Below are 22,103 nucleotides of genomic sequence, written 5' to 3' on the forward strand. Positions count from 1 at the left end.
GCACAGTCGTGGGTTTAAATGAGGGTTGGTGTTTACGTTGGAGTACCATACGGCATAGACTCCGTTAGGCAATTCCTAAGTAAGCTTATTTCATTGACTCAGGGGGTTCAATGGCTTTCAGTGGATGATTCAGTGGAGACATTAAGTAGACTAGAGGATAGTAACGTGGACATGGTCATTGTGTTTGGTGGTGATGGATCATTACTAAGATTCATCCACACTCACCCTGAGTTAATGGGGAAACCTATACTTCACGTTGGGGCAGGTAGAATCAACTTCCTAAGTGAAGTATTAGTAACTGAGGAACCCTCCAGTGTCTTGAGGGTATTTAAGGGTGACTACTACATTGATGAAAGGGAGCTGCTATCAGCCTCATTTAGTAATTCAAAATGCTATGCGTTAAATGAAATAGTGGTTAGGTGCACTGATCCTGGGCGTATGGCTACAATAAGCGTCACTGAGGAGTATGGTGAGGAATTAATGAGCGGTAGAATGGATGGTTTAATAGTGGCTACACCAACAGGCTCAACAGCGTACAGCCTAGCATTAGGTGGACCTGTGGTGGATTATAGGGTTAAGTCTAAGTTAATAGTACCCATAGCGCCATTCTCAAGAACCCTCGTACCAATAGTTCACCCATATGATGTTAAGATTAGGGTAACTTCAATGGATGAATCCTACGTTATTTGTGACGGATTTATAAAGGGTAAGGCAGTGAACCTACTGATTGAGCCATGGCCAGAGAGGGTGAAGCTAGTGAGGTTAAGGAGAATCATGATGTACGAGAAGCTGAGGACAAGGCTACTAAGGCCATGATACTGGATTCAAGCGGCTTATTCCACATAAGGAACGCCTACATCATAGGTGAAATCTCTAATGGAGGCTACAGGTTAGTTACAACAAGCCTAGTTGCGGATGAGGTTAAGGACATTAGATCCAGGGCATTACTGGATTTAATAAACGTAGAGATCCTTGACCCAGACCCAAACATGATTAATGCAATTAAGCTACGTAACCCTAAGTTAAGTGATGCAGATGCCTCAATAGTAGCCTTAGCATCCTCAATGGCCACCAGTGGCGTTGAGGTTAGTGTAGTAACTGATGATGTAGGCCTCATAAAAGCATTAAGGAAACACGTGAAGAACACTAAGATTATTACAATTAACATTAAGGAAAAGAGTAAATAACGCACTTAGCTTTTAAGCACTGAGTAATTGATCTTATACACCAATACCCATCCATATGGCCTTGAAACGTAAACCAACTGGAAGCCTGGCGGTGAAATTAACCAATTACCGTAGAACCATGTGAAGTAAAGCTGATTCAACAGAGTAGTGTTAGTGCCAACAAACGGAGGCGGTACTAGGCTTTGACCTAGTATCGGCTGGAATGTCAATACTAGGTGAACTGCAGAGGATGAGGATGATGACTGAGAGTAGGTTGGCCAAGTATTGAATAACCACAGGGGTAGTGTTAATGGTGTCGCCGACGTGGTTGTCCTTATCTGAGTCAAGCACTGGTCAACGGTAATTGAGTATGCTGGGGCCTCTAAGTCAAAGAGGAGACGGTAAAGCGTGGTGTTGGTTAAGGGTACGTACAGGTTATATGTAGCTGTTCCACCACTGGGTGTACTACTGATTATCTCAGCGGCACTGAGTATGTGGGTGTTGGTGTATTCTGGTGAATTACCGGATATTGTGCTCATCCAGTAGCTCTTAACGAAATCACCACCAGTAGGGTACTCTGGGTAGAGGGCGCAGAGGGCTAACATGCTTTGGGATGATGAGCCAACGCTTAACGCTGACATGGGTGAGGGGACGGTTATGGGGAATGGGTAGTATGGTAGGAAGACAACAACGTAATCAGCACCAACACTACGCAGTAACTTAAGGGATTCGGTTACATTAGTTGACGTGAAGGCGGTGGCTATGAGCTTAATCTGAGTACCATTAACCGTTGAGTTATCGGCCAAGCTAGTCCTATTACCCATTATCGCCAACCAGTAACCGTAATCCCACCAGGAGGCTAGGACTGAATTATGAGGAGTATTGTATTGAATCCAGTAGAGTGCATCAAGCCAGTCACTGGATGGTATTGCAGGCTCAGTGGTTGAGACAATCTGCTGAGGCGCAGCAGCAATAGGTACACCTGATTGAGCAATAACTACAACCGATATTGCGAATAACGCAGTCACAACGGCCACGGTCAGTAGCCCAATAACATCAATACCACGTCTAGCCACGAACCTAATTACCAGGTAGAGGCCGTAGGCGGCCACGGGGAGCCAGGCAAACATGAGCATTGTTAACCAAGCCTCACTGGAGGCGAAGTATACTGATAAGACTGACGTAATGGATAACAGTAAGCCAGCCACGTCAACCGTGGATAAGGCGTACGTTAAGCCAGCAATCTCGAAGGGAAGGGTATAACCTGTTGTTGAGAGTAATTGATGAGCCGTTGATGGGGAATGCTCAGCGACGCTTTGAACCAAGGCACTGCGGGCTGTTGGGAATAAGGCAGCCAAGTACTTACCACCAGGTATATGTATGAGGACTGAAACACCGGATAGGGCTAAGGCAAGAATAATCACAAGGAACACCACTGCGGCAGCTATAATGTACTTGGATGCGGTAACTAGTTTACGTGCACCAAACCTCTCCAGCAGAACAACTATAATCGCCACAACAGCCAGTAAAGCCGCTAAAGTACCTAATGCACCAAGACTAAGTACTGCATGCAACTTATACCTCGGCGTCATGGCTAGGAAGGCTGCGAAGCCAAGGTAAGTTAACGTGTAGGTGCCTAGTGCATTCACTGGGTCAACTGAGATACCGTCAGTAATGCGGAGTGGAATAACCCTACCTCTATAAAGCCTGTAAAGCACATATATGGAGAGTAGTATGGCGTATGCACCATATGCGTTCAACACGAAGGTGAATGAACCCCAGAACCATACTAGTGAACCATTCACCACAGCGGCTAAGACCGCGTAGGGTATCCAATTCCTCTGCCTAAGTGCCTCAATGAATAGAGCCATGCCCAGTGGTGCTATGAATTGAAACAGGGTTGCATCAGCGTACCAACTGGCCTCACCCCTCTGTAGGAATATTAGGGAGAAGGCAGTCATTAATGCGGTTAAAAGACCCACGTACCTGCCTCCGAACCTTGAACCCAGGTAATACATGGATAAGACGGATAAGGCATTCACTATACCCGGTGTGTAGACGGCTATTGATAGTAGGGTTAAGTGAAGGTGTAGGTGCTTAACCAAGATATCGTAAAGTATTAGTCCAGTGAAGGATACGCCTGGGGATAGGGTTGTAGCCCAATTAATCCCCCATGGGTACCAGAAATGGGTGTTTATGTAAAGGTTACCATTAATTAAACCCCCGCTGAGCCACCATTCAATACCCTTAACCACCCCCATTTTAAGCATGAATTCCGTTAAGTAGTATCTAATGTATGGGTCAAACTCATTAATGTAATTACCCCATAGGAATGCTGGGTAAAGCCTAATGTAAAGCCCAGCAGTGAAGGCTGCGGCTAATGCTGCCAATAAGCCAAACCACTGAGTTGACCTTAATTCCCTCAACTCGGCATCAGTGAGGCTTACCCTAGTCTTAGTTGGCGCCTTAGCGGCACTACCTCTCTTCCCTCCCCCTGCCTTAACCATGTGGACGGTCTACGGCGCATTTTAATAAAGATTTCCCAAACGATGCAGTTGAGGCAGTGTCAACGCCTCCTCTCCCTAATCTTCCTTGTTAAGACTGGGAGGAACCTGTATAAGTCCTCGACAACACCGTAGTCGCAGTACTTGAAGAAGGGGGCGTTCCTATCATTATTAATCACAACCACTATACCTGACTCCATCATGCCTGCTAAGTGCTGTGGTTGCCCACTTACCCCAACCGCTATGTATAATCTTGGCTTAACCTTATGTCCACTTAACCCAACCCAATGATCCTCACTCAGCCACTTAAGGTCAGCCGCCAATGGCCTTGAGCAACCCAGTTGAGCACCTAAGGCCTCAGCTAACTCAATGGCAAGCCTTAAGTCATCTTTACTCCTAAACCCCCTACCCACAGTCACTATTACATCAGCCTCCTCAATCCTAACGTTACTTGTTGACTTACCTTCAACATTAATTAGCGTTAATGAACCAGGCTCAATGCTTACATTAGTGACAGTGACTACATTACCTTGGGCATACTGCTTAGGCTTAAACCTAGTAGCTTGAGCAACGATTATTACCGGTGGTTGAGTCTCCAATTCCTCAATAGCCCTATTACCAAGTGCATTAACTCTGAATGAAGGTGGCTTAACGTCAGTGGGGTTAATTACAACTGGTGTATTCATTAATCCACTTAAGTAACCGCTAAGTGACCTATATGCCTTATTATCCGGCATTACTATGTATTTGGCTTCCTTAAAATTACTTGAAATGAATCTGGCTAATGGAGCTGGGTCAATTAACCTACTGTTATTAATAATGTATACCTTTGACACACCATAATTACTTAGGTTAATTCCTTCACCGCTACCTAGGAGGATTGCATTCATCGTTAAGCCTGTGGCCTCCATCATTTCCTGGGCTAGGCCTAGGATGCTTAATGTCTCTTGATCAAGGATCACCAGGATCATTACCCTCACCTCAAAGCATTATCCTTAATTAAGTATTCAATGAGTTTATCAGCCTTCTCCTCAACACTGCCTGAATCAATAATAATACCTCTCCTACTTACTTGAATAGCCTTAATACCCTTAACGTTAACTACCTTATTAATCCTTACGCCAATGTCATTAAGCGTCAGTAACTTAATAGGCTTTTTGACAGCTAATCTTATTTGAATAACAGTGGGTATTCTAGGTGTGTTAATCTCCCTTGTTACTGAAACCACCAGTGGTACCTTTGAACCCACAACCTGGGTTTCATTATCTAAATCCCTCCTAACCGTTACGACGCCATTATCAACCTTAAGTTCCTTAACGTAGGTTACCACTGGTATACCTAACCTAGCTGCAATCATTGCTGGAACCTGGCTACTGTAACCATCAATTGATGCTTCACCAGTGATTACTAGGTCGTAGCCATTGGCCTTAAGTAACTCTGAGGCTACTATGGATGTTGCCATTGGGTCCGTTTGGATTAAGGCATCATCAGCAATCACGTAGGCTTCATCAGCCCCCATGGCTAGTAACTGCCTAATTAACCCATCAGCCTCCTTAACCCTATCCTTGAGTGGAGGGTACTTGAGCACTGTAAGTATGCTTACTTGTTTAGCAATACCCTTTTCCTTAAGTCTCACAGCCTCCTCAACGGCATTCCTATCAACATCATTTATCCTCAAGGGTGTTTCCTCAATTAGAACCCTATCCCCACTGAACCTAAGCTGGGACGTGTCTAGGGATAGCTTAACCAGGGCCCAAACCCTCATTACTATATACTTCTATTTAGTGCTTTTTAAACAATATGCTTCACCTATTAAAGAACCATTAAGCCGAGCTGTAATACTTAATTAACCAACCCAGTAATCCTCTAATGCTAAACGTGAATGACAGTAGGGTTAAGGAGATACTGAAGAAGTATGAACCAATCTGGGCCCTTGACCACGCATTAGCGTTAATGGGTTGGGATCTTGAAACCTACATGCCCAGGAGCGGTGTTGAGTATAGGGGTTTTGCAACATCTCAATTAATGCTGATGAGGCAGAAGCTGATGCTTGAGTTAGAGGGCTTAGTTAATAGTGTGGATGAGGGGGGATTGAATGATTATGAAAAAGGCATTATAAGGGTGCTTAGGCATGAGTTAAAGTTCTACACTAAAATTCCACCAAGCCTAATAGAGGAGTTAAGTAAAACCACAACTAAGGCTTCAGTGGTTTGGAGAGAGGCTAAGGCTAAGGCAGACTTCAACATGTTTAAACCCCACTTAGGTAAAATAATTGAATTAACAAGGCAGGTCGCGGATAAATTAGGCTACAGTGGCCATCCCTACAACGCGTTGCTTGACCTTTACGAGGAGAATTTAACCGTCAATGACCTGGACCCCCTCTTTAATAGGCTTGTCGGGGGCATTAGGCAGTTGATGAATAGGATTGATAGGGGAGTTTACCCTATTAAGCATGAGTTGGAGGAAACTAAGTATAATGTTGATGAGATGAGGATTATTAATGAGGAAGTGGCCTTCAATGTGCTTGGAATGCCGAGGGAGAGGTTCAGGATAGATACCTCAGCCCACCCCTTCACAGTAGGTGTAGCTCCAGGAGATGTTAGGATAACCACTAGGTATGAGGGGGTTGACTTTAAGGCGACATTATTCTCAGTAATACATGAGTCAGGGCATGCACTCTACGAGCTTCAAATAGACGAGTCCCTAGCCTACACACCACTGGCCAGGGGTGCTTCAACTGGTTTTCATGAGTCTCAGTCAAGGTTCATGGAGAATGTGGTTGGTAGGAGCAGGTATTTCGTTAGGTTAATTTACCCAATCCTTAAGTCAAGGTTAAGCATACTTGGGAAGTTTAATGAGGATGATGTATACGGTTACTTCAATGTTGTTAGGCCAAGTTTAATAAGGGTTGATGCCGATGAGGTAACGTACAACCTCCATATTGCCGTTAGGTATGAGTTAGAGAAGAAAATACTTGAGGGATCCATGGAGGTAGGCGACTTACCTGAGGCTTGGAACACGTTAATGGAGAACTACCTAGGTGTGAGACCGAGGAATGATAGTGAGGGGGTTTTACAGGACATTCACTGGAGCCAGGGTTCAATAGGCTACTTCCCAACCTACACCCTCGGTAACGTGATTGCGGCAATAATACTGAGTAGGATTGAGAAGGAACTTGATTTCAGGAACTTGGTGGAGCATGGGCACCTGGATCCAATTAAGGATTGGTTAAGGGATAGGATACACAAGTGGGGTGCTGTGTATGAGCCTAAGGAGCTTTTGAGGAGGAGCCTAAATGAGGGATACAACCCAGAGCACCTACTTAATTACCTGGAAAGCAAGTACGTTAAGCAAACCTACTGATGATTCAGTATGCCTTAACTAACTCAAATTAAACCAAGTCCCCTAACATGGATTAATTACCTGCCGCCATAATGCCTTTAACCTCATTAAGTACTAGGTCTAATGCCTCCGAGGCACTGCAATGCAGCACCACGTCCGCGTAGTCATCGTAATCAGTGGGTTCCAGGTTAATGATTATTAATCTACCACCATGCTCCTTAACCACGAGGGGTACGTAGGCTGCAGGATACACCGTTAATGATGAACCAACCACCAGGGCTACGTCACTTAAGGCAGCTATCTCAAGAGCCCTATTAATCTCATTAACTGGTTCACCGAAGAGAACCACATTGGGTCTAAGGATTCCACCGCATTTTGGGCACCTTGGAGGATTCTCACCCTCCTCATACTTTCTTAAGGCTAATGTAAACGGGTACTGGGTCTTACATCTCATGCAGTACACGGTTGTGTAGTTACCGTGAAGCTCGATTACATTGATTGATCCCGCTGATTGATGAAGATTATCAATGTTCTGAGTTATCACGTACTTAATAATACCTAGCTTCTCCAATTCAGCTAACGCTAGGTGAGCCTTATTGGGTCTCGCATTATTAAGTACACGGAACCTCTCAATGTAGAATTCCCAGAAGCCCTTGGGATCGGTGTTTAGGTAATCAATGGATGCTAATGCTGGGTCAAACCTCCTCCAAAGACCCTGAGGACCCCTGAAGTCTGGTATACCGCTTTCAGTACTTATACCAGCGCCAGTGAATGCTATCGCATGTCTACTGCTAGTAAGTATCACTGCAGCCTTCCTACCACCTTCTAAGCATTCCCCATTACCCATAATTATGAGTGGTGATTACCTTGATTTAAGTATTTCATTGCTAGGTAATACTTTAATACGTTATAATTAACCTAAAACTCATGGTTAAGCCCACTTTTAATGCAGGTGATAAGTTAGTCTTCATAGGTGATAGTATAACTGATAGTGGTAGGAGGGATGCAGCTCCTCCTCTGGGTAATGGTTATGTAGCCTTCTTTAAGGATATTGTTGATTCACAGCACCCTGAACTAATGCTTAATGTAATTAATAAAGGTATTAGCGGTAATACTATACGTGACCTTAAGGAGAGGTGGGAGGATGATGTGATTTCACTTAAGCCGAGGCTTGTTTCAGTGCTAATAGGTATTAATGATGCCCACAGGTTCCTGGGGGGTGACTTAGGGTTATCTCCTGATGATTACTATAAAATGTACAGTGAGGTGCTTGACTTAACAATTAAGAGAATTAACCCGGTGATACTGTTGATTGCGCCATTCTATGTGAGTAAGGCTAATGAGTTAGACACCTTTAGGAGGAAGGTGCTTCAACTGGTATCCGAGTACGTTAAGAGGGTTGAGAGGCTTAGCGCCGAGTACTCGACACTATTCATTAATCTTCATGAGGAGTTTCAAGCGAGGTTAAGTTACATTGAGCCTGAGGCTCTAGCCCCTGATGCAGTTCACCCAACTAGGAAGGGGCACATGCTCATTGCGTTAAAGATCTATGATAAGCTTCTTAGTTAACGTATTTACCAATTAACCTTAGCCCTCTCCTCAATTATTGTTTTATAGAGTTCATAAGTTTTCTTAGCTATAATATCCCAAGTGTACCCCTTCATTATCGTTCCCCTAGCCTCATTAGCTAACCTACGGGCTAAGCCCTCATCCTTAAGCAGCATCTCGGCGTAGTAGGCTATTTCATCAGGGTTATCTGGGTTGATTAATACCCCATTCTCCATATGTCTAATGAAGTCCGTTGGCCCACCCCTATTAGTTGCTATTAATGGTTTACCAAGCGCCATGGCCTCAAGTGCACTTATACCGAATGGCTCATATCTACTTGGCAATATGACTAGATTTGAGTGAGCTATTATGCTGTATAACTCATCGTCACTCACCTTACCTGTGAAGTAAACCTTACTACCTAACCCAAGTTGATTAGCCAGGTTAACTAAGTACTCCCTCATCGGCCCATCACCAATTATTACGAGTTTAATGTTACTCATCCTGCTCATTAACTTGGCGAAAGCCCTAATCACAGAGTCAGGACCCTTCTCGTAAACTAACCTACCGTAGAACACTATTAGTAATTCCCAGGGGTAAGCGTACCTGGAGCGGTCGTACTTAGGCTTAAAGCTGAGTAGCGCCTTATCTATGCCGTTAGGTATCATAACTATTTTATCATCAGGCACACCGAAGACGCTCTTCACCTCATTGGCCATGTAGTTGCTGCAGACTATGATCTTCCATGCCTCATAGGCAAGTAACCACTCCCACTCATGAATATGCTTGGACTCAAGGCTATGCAATCCACCCCTCCTGCCGTATTCCGTGGCGTGTATTGTGGCTATTAAGGGTATCTTAAACCTATGCTTAAGCACAATACCTGCCGGTGCAGTTAACCAGTCGTGAACGTGAATTGCATCAACCTCACTTATGTGGCTTAAATCCATCATCATGAATATGTTGAAGGAGTGAACCCATGATGAGAAGTCAGGTACCCTAACCTTGAATGCGTCGATTAAATGCACGTTAACACCCTCATCAATAACGTGGGTGTCTTCATAACCCACAGTGGCTACATCAATATTAACACCCAGTTTAATGAGCTCATGGGTTATGTAGTACACGTGCCTACCTAAGCCACCAACTATGTGTGGTGGGTACTCCCAGGAAAGATGAAGTACCCTCATTTAACCACCACCCTGGCTAACTCATCAATTGTTGGTACGTAGTCGGCGTTTATATTGAACCTATTCTTAAAATAATCCACAGTCCTCTGCTTAAGCCCATAAACCCTATCACACTGCCTAAAAACCCACCCCTCAATGCTTGCTATTGATGAACTAATAATATTTCCATCAGGGTCACCACGTTCATACTCTGTGGAAAGCGCTATGCAGTTAACATCAGCGTTTAGGCAGCATGGTTGAGTAACCTTAGCCAGTAACCCCATTACACAACCACCCCACTCGAAGCATATTACTTTATTGAATTCACCATTAACCCTATACCTCATGTTAGCTATGACTTGTACTGATGAACTGAGGCCGTACGACACCACGTTTGGGTAATCCTTAATGGGCAGGTCAAAGTTAATAACCTTAATGCCGTCAAAATCCGGGGTTTGGCCACCTCCCTGTGTAATAATTACTACTTCATGCCCCAGTGCCTTAAGGGCTGAGGAGACTGATGCTACTAGGTATTGAAGATCAGTTAACGGTGAACCTATCCTAGGATACTCCCATGAAAATCCTATAATGCGCATTCATTAGCAAAATCTATAGCCCTTTTTAAAGGTTTAAGCAAAATAAATATGCTCATAGGGCTTTGTTAACGGTATTAAAGTACTGGTTTAAATCAATGAGTATTAACTCTATAATAGTATTGATTATTCAATAGCGACCTCAGCTGTATTATAACCTGGTAGTTTAGTTAAGTGAACCTGAAGTACACCATCCTTATAATACGCCTTAACGTCATCAAGCTTCACGTTAAACGGTAACTCAACCCTCCTATGTAGCTTATAGTTACTAAACCTCTCAAGCAGTACTGGTTTCCCAGTGGCAATATAGGCGGTGGGTTCAACATTAACCTCAATGTAATTCATACCAATTCTAAGCTTAATCTGCTCCTTACGTACACCAGGCATGTCGAAGAGCACTATAACCTTATCCCCATCCTCATATATATCTATGGGTGGTTCCCTATCAATATCCTTACTACCTGTGACTACTAGACTACTTATTATCCTCCTCAGGGATTTCTCAAGTTCAGTGATTTCCCTACCTATGTTGGGTGGGTTATTAACTACCTGCTGCTCCTCCTTAACAATCTGAACCTCCATAATGTTTATTTAAACAGTGGTGGTAATAACCTCCTCGTTTAAAATAGGGCGCTGTGGTGTAATGTGTAATATTTAGGTGTAAGTTTTTAATATAAGTAAACGTTAATTATCAATTGGTAATTGATTTAGGGTATTAAGCATAAAGTATTTATAGGTGGGTGGGGTAGGTAATGTGACCTATAGTGGCGCTTGAGTCCGAGTCCAGGAGGATTCAATTAACAGGCGGCTCAACGTTAATAGTTTCGTTGCCTAAGGAGTGGGCTAGGCAATTAAACCTTCAACCAGGTGATGAGGTTGTACTACTGCCCCAGAGGGATATGTCACTTCTACTGGTTCCCAAGAAGGCTATTAAACCATCCTACACTGAGGCTAAGATTGAGGTCACTGAGGAGCTGGCTAAGGGGGATAGGTTAACCAGGGTAACCCTAGGATACTACCTAGCCGGCTACGATGTGTTTAGACTATTCTTTAACCAAAACGCTATAGGATTGAAGAAGGATATTAAGGATGTTGCCAGGAGGAAGCTGACTGGGGTTGAGATAGTTGATGAGGGTAGGAACACGTTAACGCTTCAAAACCTCATAAACATACCCGGTGACATAAGTATAAGCGACATAGTGTTGAAGATTATTAGGGTTATTGAGAGTATGCTGGATGATATTAAGGTTGCGTTAAACACAGTAGATAAGAATATCCTAGTCGACATAGTGGAGAGGGATAATGAGGTTGATAGGTTCTACTGGCTCCTTAACAGGATACTTAAGAAACTAACCACAAGCAGTTACTATGCCTCAATGTCAGGGATCAAGGATCCAAGAACAATACTTGACTACGCCTTAATAAATAAGTCACTGGAGAGGCTTTCAGACCACATAGTCCAGATAGCTAATGAACTAATACCGGTGGGTCAACAATACATTATGGGTATCCCCAAGGAGCAGAGGGATAAGGTTATTGAATACGTAGATAAGGTAATGGAGTTAATAAGCGTATTAAGTAAGCCTATTTCATCCCAGGTAACCAATAGTGTTAATGAGATAAATAACCTAATTGACTTAGCTAGGGAGAAGGCGCATGAAGTTCGTGGGCTTCAGGGGAGTTTAAGGGAGTATGAAACATCACCAACAATAATAGCTGCATTCGATTCAATACTATACAGCATAGCCAGGATGCTTGAATATATTTCAGACATTGGGGAGGCACTGTTAAACATTATGATTGAGGTGGCTTAATTTCAGGCGTTAAATGCACTGTTACAGTATCCTCAAAAAACATATGACTATTGAAGAGTAGGTCAATGAAGTACAGTGGCCTAATACTCCTGATTAATGATATTAAGTACTCTAACCCATCACCACTAATGGTGAGGATGAATTCACAGCAGCCAGTCTTAATAACGTTAAGTAAGTCTACTAAAACATCACCCCTGTAATTCCTGCAGATGGACACGTAAGCTGGGTCACCGCTGTTTAACTCATCATCACTGCAAGTTAAGTATGGTGTATTGAACACTATTAACGAGTTATTAAGACTCCTTAAGCAGTCGGTAAGGTTGCAGCAGACTGCATCAATATGAAGACCCTCATCCTCAGCATGCTTAATCGTCTCCCTAACCGCGGTGCAGTTAACATCAGTGGCTATTAACCTCTTGAATGAATTAAAACTCCTTGCTACGTTAATTATTATGTAGCCTGAACCACTACCCACCTCAATGAAGTAATCATACCTACTCCTTAATTTAAGTAGGGTTAGGGTGACGTTAAGTGTTTGATAAGTGTCGTCTGATGGAGTATAGGTGAAGTTTGGGAAGTAGCCTATCATCCTATGGGTTCAGAGAGCTTAAGCTTCGGGTATATGCCTAGGCTTATTAACTCCTGTAGCAGTAGCTTGAAGGCGTAGGGGACAATGACCTTGGCTATCCTCCCCTTATCACCGTGTATTGGGCATATTGGCCTCTTCTTGAAGTCATCCCACCAAGCCATCATACCACAGTCCTCGCACACGTACATCACGTACTTATCACTTGACTCAACCATCCTCTCGTGAAGCAGCGCTGCGGCTCCATGGGCTATTAAGACATCCCTCTCCATTTCACCAAGCCTCAACCCACCCTCCCTGGATCTACCCTCTGTTGGTTGCCTGGTCAGTATCTGCATTGGTCCAGTTGCCCTGGCATGTATCTTATCAGCAACCATGTGGTGTAGCTTCTGGTAATACACTACTCCAATGAATATATCTGCATCAAGCCTAGTACCCATTAACCCACTGTACATCGTCTCCCTACCACTCCACCTGTACCCAGCCTTCATTAACATGCTTCTAATAGTGCCTTCAGGAACACCCTCAAAGGGTGTTGCATCAACCAGTGTACCGTATAGTGCAGCAGTCTTACCTGCTATGGCCTCAAGCAATTGCCCAATGGTCATTCTGCTTGGTAGTGCATGCGGATTAATAACCACATCCGGTGTTATACCGTTCTCAGTGAAGGGCATATCCTCCATGGGCACTATCATACCCACTACACCCTTCTGCCCATGCCTTGAAGCGAACTTGTCACCTAATTCAGGTATCCTAAGTTCCCTAACCTTAACCTTAATTAACTTAAAGCCCTCACTGCTTTCAGTTATTAGGACTTGGTCAACAATACCCTTCTCACCCCTCCTCACTGTTATTGAATTATCCTTCCACTCACCGGCAAGTTGACTCTCAGCCAATGCACTGTAGAACCTTGGTGGGCTTATCTTACCTATTAAAACCTCCTTACTTGATACAAAGACCTCTGGAGGCACTATGCCGTCCTCATCCAGGTGGGCGTAGGCCTCAGCACCCCTATAATCCCTAACTGTGGGTGGTGGTATGGTTATCCTATCGTTCTCACCCATGGGGTACCTCATGGCTTCGGTTTCATATGACCTGTAGAAGATGCTTCTAAACATACCCCTCTCTATGGCTGCCTTATTAATCATGACTGCATCCTCTATACTGTAACCCATGAATGACACTAACGCAAGCACTGCATTTTGACCTGATGGCCTCATACTGTAGCCTATTAGCTCAAGACCCCTTGTGGTCACCAGGGGTCTTTCAGGGTAGAGTAGTAAATGACCCCTACTGTCAATCCTATACCTGTAGTTAGAGTAGGGGAATCCTAGGGATTGCTTAGCCATGGCTGCCTCATAAATGTTCCTGGGTGATTGATTATGCTCAGAGTAAGGTATTATATGCGCCACAGCGCCCAGCATTATGCTTGGTATAATCTCCATGTGCGTGTACTTGCTTAAGTCAACATCCTTAGTATCACCTATGGTTACCATGGCGTTCTCCTCCTCATCAGCATCAAGGTACTCCACTATACCATTCTTAACCAAGTCGTCCCAAGTCCACTCCCCACTCCTCAGTTTCTCGATATGCTCCTTAGTTAACCTTAACTTACCATTACTTATAATCAACAGTGGCCTCCTTAACCTACCACCGTCACAGTTAACCCTAACCTCATTAAGCTTCTCAATGTAACCAACGTTAACCTCACCATTAATGTCACCCCTCCTCCTGGCCTCCCTAATGGCGTTTACGAGGGCTTGTGGATCCCTATGAATACCTATTAACCTACCGTTAAGCAGTACATTAGCCCCCTTAATCTCATTCCTTCTGGCGTCAAGAACATTAATAACACCCATTTCCCTCAACATAGCTTCCACGCTGGCTTCATCAACACCCACTGTTACAGTGGCCATAAGGGCCATGTTCTTAACTAAACCACAGTTCTGCCCCTCAGGGGTCTCTATGGCGCATAACCTACCCCATTGAGTTGGGTGAAGGTCCCTTGCCTCAAAGTGAGGCTGAGTCCTGCTTAATGATGAAACAACCCTCCTTAGGTGGCTTATTGTTGAAACATAGTTAGTCCTATCAAGCATCTGCGTGACCCCAGTCTTTCCACCAACCCAATTACCTGTGGATAAGGCGTGCTTAAGCCTATCACTAATTATATCAGCCCTAACTATTGTCCTTAATTCAGGTATCTTACCCCTTGAGTACTGCTTCTCCAATTGATTCCTAAGATCCTGAACAAACTGGGCGAATATTGACCTAAATAATTGGGCCAGTAAGTCACCGACAAGCCTAACCCTCTTATTAGACATGTGATCCTTATCATCAGGCTGCCTCCAACCCTTGTAAAGCTCAATAACACCAGCCACTGCTTGACCAAGCTCAATGGCCTTGCTTAACCTAACCTTATCATCAGGCGTAGTGCCCAGGTGAGGTAGGAAGTACTTATCAAGGTATTCAAGGGCCCTCTGAATCCTTATCTCCCTGGGATGACCAAGCACAATCCTCCTACCTATGTAGTCCCTAGCCTCATCAACGGTTGGCGCTATTTGAATAGCCATCTCGAATGATGCAAGCAACTCCCTTTGAATCTCATCATTATCACTCACAGCTAGAGCAATGTCCTGATCCTTCTCAAGGCCGAGGGCCCTCATGACCACTGGGAAGGGCATTCTAGTGGGTATCTTGGGTATCTGGACGTAAATTACACCATCCTTATGGTACTCAACAACCACCGTAGTCCTGTAGCCTGGACCCATGGATATTATCTTAGCCCTAGGTATCCTTGTGGCCCCCCTCTCATCGTAATCATATATTGGCTTATTAAGAGCCAGGTCCTCCTGGGAAACCACAACCCTCTCGCTACCGTTTATTATGAAGTAGCCACCTGGGTCATTTGGGTCCTCAAGCTTCTTAACTATGGCCTGGGGCTTTAAGCCGTATAGGTTACAGTACTTTGATTTAACCATAATAGGTAAGTCACCTAGGGGAACAGTCTCAGTGTATTCTTCACCATTTATGTAGAGCATGACCTTAAGCCGCATGGGTGCTGCGTAGGTTATGTTCCTTAACCTAGCCTCCATTGGGTATATTACATTCTCCACCCCAGTGGGTTCCTTAAACCTCGGTTTCCCAACCTCAACATCAATGAACTTAACCTTAACGTCACCCAGATCTATGTTAAATTCCTGAACTATCTCCTTAAGCTTCCTATCCACGAAATCATTAAATGAATCTATCTGATGCCTAACCAACCCATAACTCCTCACGTATGATTCAACAAGAGTCCACCTATCCTCACTGGCTATGTATCCTCCTGAATCCTCCGCTCGGAGTATCGGCAATGGCAGTAATGACGTTTGAGAATCCCTCCTAACACTACTCACAAGGCTGCATCATCACTGAGTAGGTTTATAAACTTTCATCTCCAGTGGAGTGGGCTTGGCTTGTAGTGTAATGAGACAATCCTCTATGCAATCTGAGAGACAACTCTCATTAACCCTAACGTCATTATCGTAGCACTCAGCCACGCAATGTCGAACACATTCCTTATTCATAGACTTCTACATTCAGCTTTAGTATTTTTATATTTTTCTCCCCGGAATGACAGGTATGATACTGGGATCACCGTGTAGGAACCCTGGATCCCCATTTACCGGTTAATTGATGTTAATGATCCTTAACCGTGTTTGATGCATCATTACCTATGTGGATACTTTTAAATAATCAGCACCTACGTGAACCGTTGAATGAGTAGGAGGTTTGAACGCGGCTATGGGATACTCTTCGGCATACATGCAGGTGGCTTAATTAGGTTAATAGGATTAGTGCTAATGGTGATTACCCCACCGTTAATCCTTAGTAGAGTAGGGTTGAATCCACTATACGCCCTCCTGGTCTCAACCTTCTATATTCTGGCTTCAGTGGCATTAGCCTTAATAACAATGAGGATGACTAGCGTGGGTTCATTCAGGATATACTACACGACAGTGTTAGTAATAATGATTGAGTCAATAGTAATAGACTCAGTAATGAGTATTATTGAAGGTAAACCAGTGGTCATGGCCGGTGCCTTAGCAGCATTGGCGCCATTATCATTAATGGTATCTCTACTTAAAGATCCTGTTGGATCAAGATCAACGATAGGTTACTTAACGGACCTGGCGTTGCTCCTAGTCATAGTGATAATTATTCAATTACCCGTTTACCTAATCATAGGTGCCTTAACCCATGACACCATAAGCATGCCCAGGGTGCTATTGCTTGACTTGGTTCTCTTCATAATATCCATACTGATAATGCTCTCCATGATAATCATACATAAGGTTAAGGGAACATTATATTACTTGAAAATGTTTGGAGCCTTCATATACACCATGATAACGGGTGATGGATCATTCATGGAGTTTCATCTCCTAAGGTCGTCAAAGGATTCTGACGTCAGGATCCACGTGATACATGTAATTGGAGATAATGGTAATGACTCATTCATAGTCGTGCCATATATTCATGCAGGACCATTAAGCCACGTGGGTGGGGCAGACTTAATACCCATTTTAGTCAAGGTCGCTAAGTCAATGAAGACTAGGTTAGTGTATTTACATGGTGTCGGTGGTCATGAGGTTGATCCAGCTTCATACGATGACACCATTAACGTGGTTAACAGTATTAGGCAAGCCATGATTAAGCTTAGGTCCAGTAATCACACAGAGGTTATTAGGGCTAAGCCAATTATGAACGTGGAGTCAGGGGATATTAGGCTTATGGTTCTACCAATAGCTAACGGTAAGAACCTGGTCCTGGTATCCCGTATAAGGAAGTCCATGGATGATATACCATCATATGTTTACAACAGTGTTGCTGAGGAATTGGGTGATGAAGTTAATAGATTCATAATAGTTGACTCGCAGAACAGCTTCAGTAGTGATAACTCCTGGAGTGATGATGATGTACGGGATTTAATTAATGGATTAAGAAAAGTACTGAATACCCCTGACGTTGAGGGTGAGTTGAGGTTAAGTGTTATTCACATACCTAGGAGTAAGGTGCCTGGCTCATTCATGGAGATTGGGGATAATGGAATATACGTATTATTAATGAATTTCAACAACACTTCATCAGCCTTAGTGGTTATTGATGGTAATAACATTAAGCCGGACCTAGCTGACGAAATTAGGAGGAGACTAGGGGAGGTGGGTTACCTGGCTGAAGTAGTGACGACTGATAACCACCAGTACACTGGCTTCTTCGGTAAGGTTGGTTACCATGTTGTTGGTGATTGGGTTAGCAAGGATGATCTAATAAGGCTAATACTGGATGCTGTTAATAATCCTAAAATCCCAGTGGTTAAAGTCAGTTACACGGAGGCTTCAAGTAGAATACGCGTAGTGGGGTCTGATGGATTCTACGGCATGGTTAAGGCAGCCTCCAGTGCCGTTAGTTTAACACCAATACTCGCATCACTACTATTCATCGCCCCAATAGCACTATCAATAATAGCAACATACATAATACTTTAACCCCATAATAACACTAAGGGTTGCTTACCCCAGCATAATTAATGGAAGTAATGAGCAGTATTAAAAGATAAGGGAATGCGAGAAAAAACAAGGTGTTGGGTTTATTTAATTAAATTACGGTAACATTTACTTACTGCTCCTATCAACAATAGTCTTAGTGAAGGTCTTGGGGTTAAGTTGCTTTATAATGTAGTCGTAGGCGTCCCAAGGTCTTGAATGCTCACCACAGGTGTAGACATCAATTGTGGCGTAATTATATGCAGGCCAGGTGTGTATTGCTATGTGTGACTCCAGTACTAAGGCTATTACTGATACCCCACCCTTATCCCCACCTCCAAAGCGCCAAACCTTAACATCAACAAGATGCATATTAGCAACCTCAGCTGCTTTAATCACAAGGTTCTTCAAGTATTCGTCATCCTGAAGCAACTTATCATTAACCCCCCATACTTCACCAAATACATGTCGACCAACCACACCCTCTTCCCCAACCCCCAGTCGGGGGATTGGACTTTCCTGCTGTTGCAACATTTTTCCAATTGCCCGATTAATCAAGGAACTGACCTGTTTTTAAACATTTCCCACCATTAACCACCGCTATATATATCTAATTTATTAATTAACATAGGTAAGTTAGCCCTAGTCAAATCTAGGAAACGTAATTATCATGAGTGAAGAAGTATATAGATAATTCACAAATCGAGTGGGATAATGTAATGAACCCAACTGATTATGGGTATTACAGCATTGATGCTGAGTTAACCATATTAACCACTACTTGGGGTTAGGCTTAGTGATGAGGAGGCATTTGCATGAGTGAGTGATTACTGCTGGAACTGCTGATTCAGTAGTAGGCTTAACCATAATTGAATTAATCCTTAAGGTGTGCAATAATAACCATGTTATGGGTAACCTATAGTAGTGTTTATTAAGGTGATTAACCACCTTTAAAACATGGCGGTTAAGTTACCCAAGGCATTAACAATAGCAGGCCTGGACTCAGGGGGTGGGGCTGGTATTACGGCTGATTTAAAGACATTCCACGCCATGGGGGTTTACGGCATGGTTGCGTTAACCGCTGTCACCGCTCAGAACACGCTTGGTGTTAAGGCAGTTCAGGAGATTGAACCCAGTATTGTTGAGGCCCAGATTAACGCTGTTGCTGAGGATATTGGTGTTGATGCGGCTAAGACCGGTATGCTGAGTAGTTCACCTATAATGGAGAGCGTGGCTAAGGTAGTTAGGAGGTGGGGATTCCCATTAGTTGTAGATCCTGTAATGTATGCTAAGAGCGGGGACCCATTAATGAGGCAGGATGCCATTGATACCTTAAGGAGAACCATAATTCCCCTAGCCAAGGTGGTAACCCCAAATATCCCTGAGGCTGAAGCCTTATCTGGAGTCAGCATTAGGAACCTTAATGATGCTAAGGCAGCGGCTAAGAGGATTGCGGAGGAGTTTCACCCCGAAATCGTTATAGTTAAGGGTGGGCACCTTACGGGTGCTGAGAGCATTGACGTGGTTTACTTTAGGGATAATGGTGAATACAGGGAATTGAGCGCACCCAGGATTAGTACAGGAAACACCCACGGTACTGGATGCAGCTTCTCAGCAGCCATAGCTGCTGGTTTAGCTAAAGGTATGAGTCCTTGGGACTCCATTAAGCAGGCTAAGGAGTTAATAACAATGGCTATTCAGTACTCCCTACCCCTGGGTCATGGTCATGGTCCAGTTAACCCAATGTCATGGATTGAGTTAAGGGCTTATAGGTATGATGCTGTGATGGATTTAAGCAATGCAATGAGTATTATTAAGAATAAGGTAGGTGAGTTAATTGACTCTCAGGATAATGGTGGCATAGCCGTTACTCCACCACAACCCTACGCCATTGATCCAAGTAATGTGATTACAGTAACCTGGAGGAGTATTGAGGAAGGGTTACCAATCAGCATAATTACGCGTAGCGGTGGTGGTCGCCTAGTTAAGTACGCCTTAGGCATGGTTAACAGTAATCCGGAGTTAAGGGCGTTACTGCTCATAAGTGGTTTAAGTAACCTAATAAGTAGGGTCAAGAGAGTGTTAAGTACGTATGAGTATGGTTTAAGCAGAGATGAGGCAAGACTCATTAGTAGCGCGCTCACTGAGGCTTTAAGGTCATTGAATAGAGTACCTGACGCCATTCACTTAACCAGCTTTAATGATCTCGTTATAATGGGTGAATCAGCCACCGCTGTGGTTAATAAGTTAATGAAGGCGCTTAGTTAATGGCCTGCCGGCTCCCTATTGGGGAGACTCAGAGAACCCCTCCCATTAACATTAGATCTCCAATCGCTTATTTAAAAATCACGAATAATCATGCCTTATTCCTAAAGGATAAGAACTTCCATCACTCAGTGTGCAGTTAATCCAAGGGAGTAATGGGAAATGTGCAGTGTATGCGAATACTACTTGCCCTAAGTATAGTTTGCTGTTCTTGACTGTGTACGTAAAAATCTATGACTCAGTAATTTATTAAACCAGAAGCCGTGAATTAGGCTAGTGAATGTATAGAAGTAGAGACTATAAGGATGTTAGGAGATTATTGGTTTGGCTGCTTTACGCGTCTAGGGGTGGGGAGACTAGGCTTAAGATACTTACATTGCTTAAGCAGAATGGCCAATTAAACGCCAGTCAATTAGCTAAGGCACTTAAGGTTAATTACAGAACCGTGACTTACCACTTAGATATTCTTGAGGCCCATAATTTAATTGAAAGAGTCCAGACTAGTCATGGAGTATACTATAGGTTAAGTAGCGCCGGATTAACTAACTGGGATTTAATAAGTAAATTACTTAAATACAGTAAGGATAATAAGAAGAATTAAGAATTAACCCTTAATATAATTCCTCATTCCCGTTCCCCACTCTATTAAGGTGACCAGGCAACCCACACATAGATAGAAGTGAAACCATGCGTATGTGTGGCCTCGGGAATCCGGTTTCCGGCTGATAAATCTCCTCTTCACAAATCCAAAACTAAGAACTCAATAAGCAATATAATAATTTAACCCTACTCACTACGACAGTAGAAATAATAAGAAAGCAAGTAATCCTAAACGGCTAGAGGGTTAACCTTGAATTAAGGATTACCCATTAGCCTTCTCATTATGGAGTTAAGCATCCTCAGTGTTCCCTTATCCAATACAGTTGATCCAGCACTTTCAATGAATGCCTTTAACGCATTAACATCATTCCTATAATTCACCGTGAACTCATCCCTGTAACTCAACACAGTGGCTCCACTCCACCCTAATGCAGTCAATATTCTCATTATTTTCAAGTAGTCGATGGGACCATTCATTATTGGGTAACCACCCTTGCCATTCTTAATATTATGAGCATAAATGAAACTCACAATATTAAGATTAGGTAAGAGGAACTCAAGTAGTTTCCTTAAACCCTTAAATGATGGTACATCAACTGTTAAACTAAACCTATGGGGTGGAGGAACAGGAGGTATGTCTGACTCAGTCTTCACGAACCATGATAATACAATATTATACTCAGCAGCTATATTAAGGAAATCATCCAGGTTTCCCCCCGGGGGCCTTATTATTACTTCATTTAAGTTTAGGTAATTGGCTAATTCCATTATCCTAGTGAAATCCCTAATCCTCCTTGGTGTTGGTACCCTAATCGTTAATGGCTCATATTCCTCCAGTTCAATGGCTAATTCAGGCAGTGACTTACCCCAATTACCCTTAATGTAATCCACTGTATTCAAGGTTACCTGCAGTCCACTAACCTCCTCAGGCTTAACCCTTAATGGATTAACCTCAACTAACACATCCATTGATGCTTAATTCAAGTTAACG

Annotated in this window: 19 protein-coding genes; 8 read left to right on the forward strand and 11 right to left on the reverse strand. The window is 43.4% G+C overall.

What is annotated here, in order from left to right; translation table 11 throughout:
* The first annotated feature begins 18 nt into the window (after positions 1-18).
* Positions 19-816, forward strand: coding sequence for an NAD(+)/NADH kinase (locus CMAQ_RS02230; protein ID WP_012185501.1), 798 nt, complete (start codon positions 19-21; stop codon positions 814-816).
* On the forward strand, positions 735-1,187 hold the full coding sequence (locus CMAQ_RS02235; RefSeq protein ID WP_052290684.1) for a PIN domain-containing protein: 453 nt from the start codon (positions 735-737) through the stop codon (positions 1,185-1,187). The genes CMAQ_RS02230 and CMAQ_RS02235 overlap by 82 nt, the downstream gene beginning before the upstream one ends.
* Positions 1,188-1,192: 5 nt before the next feature.
* Here the strand turns inward: CMAQ_RS02235 and CMAQ_RS02240 are convergent, their stop codons facing one another.
* Genes CMAQ_RS02240 through CMAQ_RS02250 form a run of 3 tightly spaced genes read right to left on the reverse strand, consistent with a single transcriptional unit; the run spans position 1,193 to position 5,435 of the window.
* Positions 1,193-3,673, reverse strand: coding sequence for an STT3 domain-containing protein (locus tag CMAQ_RS02240; protein ID WP_012185503.1), 2,481 nt, complete (start codon positions 3,671-3,673; stop codon positions 1,193-1,195).
* 59 nt (positions 3,674-3,732) lie between these two features.
* On the reverse strand, positions 3,733-4,641 hold the full coding sequence (locus tag CMAQ_RS10810) for an electron transfer flavoprotein subunit alpha/FixB family protein (RefSeq protein WP_012185504.1): 909 nt from the start codon (positions 4,639-4,641) through the stop codon (positions 3,733-3,735).
* A 5-nt stretch (positions 4,642-4,646) separates the two neighbouring features.
* Positions 4,647-5,435, reverse strand: coding sequence for an electron transfer flavoprotein subunit beta/FixA family protein (locus CMAQ_RS02250; RefSeq protein WP_012185505.1), 789 nt, complete (start codon positions 5,433-5,435; stop codon positions 4,647-4,649).
* Between the two features lie 104 nt (positions 5,436-5,539).
* Here CMAQ_RS02250 and CMAQ_RS02255 point away from each other — a divergent pair, with 104 nt between their 5' ends.
* Entirely contained in the window at positions 5,540-7,033 is a 1,494-nt protein-coding gene (locus CMAQ_RS02255; RefSeq protein ID WP_012185506.1) for a carboxypeptidase M32, read from the forward strand.
* 52 nt (positions 7,034-7,085) lie between these two features.
* Here the strand turns inward: CMAQ_RS02255 and cobB are convergent, their stop codons facing one another.
* A complete protein-coding gene (gene cobB, locus CMAQ_RS02260) occupies positions 7,086-7,859 on the reverse strand; it encodes an NAD-dependent protein deacetylase (RefSeq protein ID WP_012185507.1) in 774 nt (257 codons plus the stop codon).
* 80 nt (positions 7,860-7,939) lie between these two features.
* On the opposite strand from cobB, the gene CMAQ_RS02265 reads away from it, so the two are divergent.
* Positions 7,940-8,581: an SGNH/GDSL hydrolase family protein gene (locus CMAQ_RS02265; RefSeq protein WP_012185508.1), complete on the forward strand. Its 642-nt coding sequence runs from the start codon at positions 7,940-7,942 to the stop codon at positions 8,579-8,581.
* 5 nt (positions 8,582-8,586) lie between these two features.
* On the opposite strand, the gene CMAQ_RS02270 is transcribed toward CMAQ_RS02265, so the two are convergent.
* From CMAQ_RS02270 to CMAQ_RS02280, 3 genes are all read right to left on the reverse strand, one after another.
* Entirely contained in the window at positions 8,587-9,750 is a 1,164-nt protein-coding gene (locus CMAQ_RS02270; protein ID WP_012185509.1) for a glycosyltransferase family 4 protein, read from the reverse strand.
* Complete coding sequence (locus tag CMAQ_RS02275; RefSeq protein WP_012185510.1) at positions 9,747-10,325, reverse strand: glycosyltransferase family protein; 579 nt, start codon at positions 10,323-10,325, stop codon at positions 9,747-9,749. The genes CMAQ_RS02270 and CMAQ_RS02275 overlap by 4 nt, the downstream gene beginning before the upstream one ends.
* Positions 10,326-10,448: 123 nt before the next feature.
* Positions 10,449-10,904 carry an Hsp20/alpha crystallin family protein gene (locus CMAQ_RS02280; RefSeq protein WP_012185511.1) on the reverse strand — a complete coding sequence of 152 codons (456 nt, stop codon included), beginning with the start codon at positions 10,902-10,904 and terminating at the stop codon, positions 10,449-10,451.
* A 182-nt stretch (positions 10,905-11,086) separates the two neighbouring features.
* Here CMAQ_RS02280 and CMAQ_RS02285 point away from each other — a divergent pair, with 182 nt between their 5' ends.
* Positions 11,087-12,136, forward strand: a complete 1,050-nt coding sequence (locus CMAQ_RS02285) for a phosphate signaling complex PhoU family protein (RefSeq protein ID WP_012185512.1) — start codon at positions 11,087-11,089, stop codon at positions 12,134-12,136.
* Here the strand turns inward: CMAQ_RS02285 and CMAQ_RS02290 are convergent.
* Positions 12,117-12,725, reverse strand: a complete 609-nt coding sequence (locus CMAQ_RS02290; protein WP_012185513.1) for a class I SAM-dependent methyltransferase — start codon at positions 12,723-12,725, stop codon at positions 12,117-12,119. The genes CMAQ_RS02285 and CMAQ_RS02290 overlap by 20 nt on opposite strands.
* Complete coding sequence (locus CMAQ_RS02295) at positions 12,722-16,117, reverse strand: DNA-directed RNA polymerase subunit B (protein ID WP_012185514.1); 3,396 nt, start codon at positions 16,115-16,117, stop codon at positions 12,722-12,724. The genes CMAQ_RS02290 and CMAQ_RS02295 overlap by 4 nt, the downstream gene beginning before the upstream one ends.
* 363 nt (positions 16,118-16,480) lie before the next feature.
* Between CMAQ_RS02295 and CMAQ_RS02300 the strand changes: the two genes are divergently transcribed.
* Entirely contained in the window at positions 16,481-18,250 is a 1,770-nt protein-coding gene (locus CMAQ_RS02300) for a DUF2070 family protein (RefSeq protein WP_012185515.1), read from the forward strand.
* Positions 18,251-18,376: 126 nt separating this feature from the next.
* Here the strand turns inward: CMAQ_RS02300 and speD are convergent, their stop codons facing one another.
* Positions 18,377-18,781 (reverse strand): adenosylmethionine decarboxylase, encoded by a 405-nt coding sequence (gene speD / locus CMAQ_RS02305; RefSeq protein ID WP_012185516.1) that lies wholly within the window; start codon positions 18,779-18,781, stop codon positions 18,377-18,379.
* Between the two features lie 423 nt (positions 18,782-19,204).
* On the opposite strand from speD, the gene thiD reads away from it, so the two are divergent.
* Together thiD and CMAQ_RS02315 are read left to right on the forward strand one after the other, a co-directional pair.
* The gene (gene thiD / locus CMAQ_RS02310) at positions 19,205-20,515 is read left to right on the forward strand and encodes a bifunctional hydroxymethylpyrimidine kinase/phosphomethylpyrimidine kinase (protein WP_012185517.1); all 1,311 of its coding nucleotides are present in this window, start codon (positions 19,205-19,207) and stop codon (positions 20,513-20,515) included.
* A gap of 277 nt (positions 20,516-20,792) precedes the next feature.
* Positions 20,793-21,113: a MarR family transcriptional regulator gene (locus CMAQ_RS02315; RefSeq protein WP_012185518.1), complete on the forward strand. Its 321-nt coding sequence runs from the start codon at positions 20,793-20,795 to the stop codon at positions 21,111-21,113.
* A 254-nt stretch (positions 21,114-21,367) separates the two neighbouring features.
* Here CMAQ_RS02315 and CMAQ_RS02320 read toward each other — a convergent pair whose 3' ends face one another.
* A complete protein-coding gene (locus tag CMAQ_RS02320) occupies positions 21,368-22,081 on the reverse strand; it encodes a hypothetical protein (protein WP_012185519.1) in 714 nt (237 codons plus the stop codon).
* Positions 22,082-22,103 lie beyond the last annotated feature (22 nt).

It is taken from the genome of Caldivirga maquilingensis IC-167 (assembly GCF_000018305.1).
Classification (GTDB): domain Archaea; phylum Thermoproteota; class Thermoprotei; order Thermoproteales; family Thermocladiaceae; genus Caldivirga; species Caldivirga maquilingensis.

Excerpts from the sequence above, each read along its gene's own strand:
- CMAQ_RS02230 (WP_012185501.1), top strand. The coding sequence starts at position 19 with ATGAGGGTTGGTGTTTACGTTGGAGTACCATACGGCATAGACTCCGTT.
- CMAQ_RS02235 (WP_052290684.1), top strand. The coding sequence starts at position 735 with ATGGCCAGAGAGGGTGAAGCTAGTGAGGTTAAGGAGAATCATGATGTA.
- CMAQ_RS02240 (WP_012185503.1), bottom strand. The coding sequence starts at position 3,673 with ATGGTTAAGGCAGGGGGAGGGAAGAGAGGTAGTGCCGCTAAGGCGCCA.
- CMAQ_RS10810 (WP_012185504.1), bottom strand. The coding sequence starts at position 4,641 with ATGATCCTGGTGATCCTTGATCAAGAGACATTAAGCATCCTAGGCCTA.
- CMAQ_RS02250 (WP_012185505.1), bottom strand. The coding sequence starts at position 5,435 with ATGAGGGTTTGGGCCCTGGTTAAGCTATCCCTAGACACGTCCCAGCTT.
- CMAQ_RS02255 (WP_012185506.1), top strand. The coding sequence starts at position 5,540 with ATGCTAAACGTGAATGACAGTAGGGTTAAGGAGATACTGAAGAAGTAT.
- cobB (WP_012185507.1), bottom strand. The coding sequence starts at position 7,859 with ATGGGTAATGGGGAATGCTTAGAAGGTGGTAGGAAGGCTGCAGTGATA.
- CMAQ_RS02265 (WP_012185508.1), top strand. The coding sequence starts at position 7,940 with ATGGTTAAGCCCACTTTTAATGCAGGTGATAAGTTAGTCTTCATAGGT.
- CMAQ_RS02270 (WP_012185509.1), bottom strand. The coding sequence starts at position 9,750 with ATGAGGGTACTTCATCTTTCCTGGGAGTACCCACCACACATAGTTGGT.
- CMAQ_RS02275 (WP_012185510.1), bottom strand. The coding sequence starts at position 10,325 with ATGCGCATTATAGGATTTTCATGGGAGTATCCTAGGATAGGTTCACCG.
- CMAQ_RS02280 (WP_012185511.1), bottom strand. The coding sequence starts at position 10,904 with ATGGAGGTTCAGATTGTTAAGGAGGAGCAGCAGGTAGTTAATAACCCA.
- CMAQ_RS02290 (WP_012185513.1), bottom strand. The coding sequence starts at position 12,725 with ATGATAGGCTACTTCCCAAACTTCACCTATACTCCATCAGACGACACT.
- CMAQ_RS02300 (WP_012185515.1), top strand. The coding sequence starts at position 16,481 with ATGAGTAGGAGGTTTGAACGCGGCTATGGGATACTCTTCGGCATACAT.
- speD (WP_012185516.1), bottom strand. The coding sequence starts at position 18,781 with ATGTTGCAACAGCAGGAAAGTCCAATCCCCCGACTGGGGGTTGGGGAA.
- thiD (WP_012185517.1), top strand. The coding sequence starts at position 19,205 with ATGGCGGTTAAGTTACCCAAGGCATTAACAATAGCAGGCCTGGACTCA.
- CMAQ_RS02315 (WP_012185518.1), top strand. The coding sequence starts at position 20,793 with ATGTATAGAAGTAGAGACTATAAGGATGTTAGGAGATTATTGGTTTGG.
- CMAQ_RS02320 (WP_012185519.1), bottom strand. The coding sequence starts at position 22,081 with ATGGATGTGTTAGTTGAGGTTAATCCATTAAGGGTTAAGCCTGAGGAG.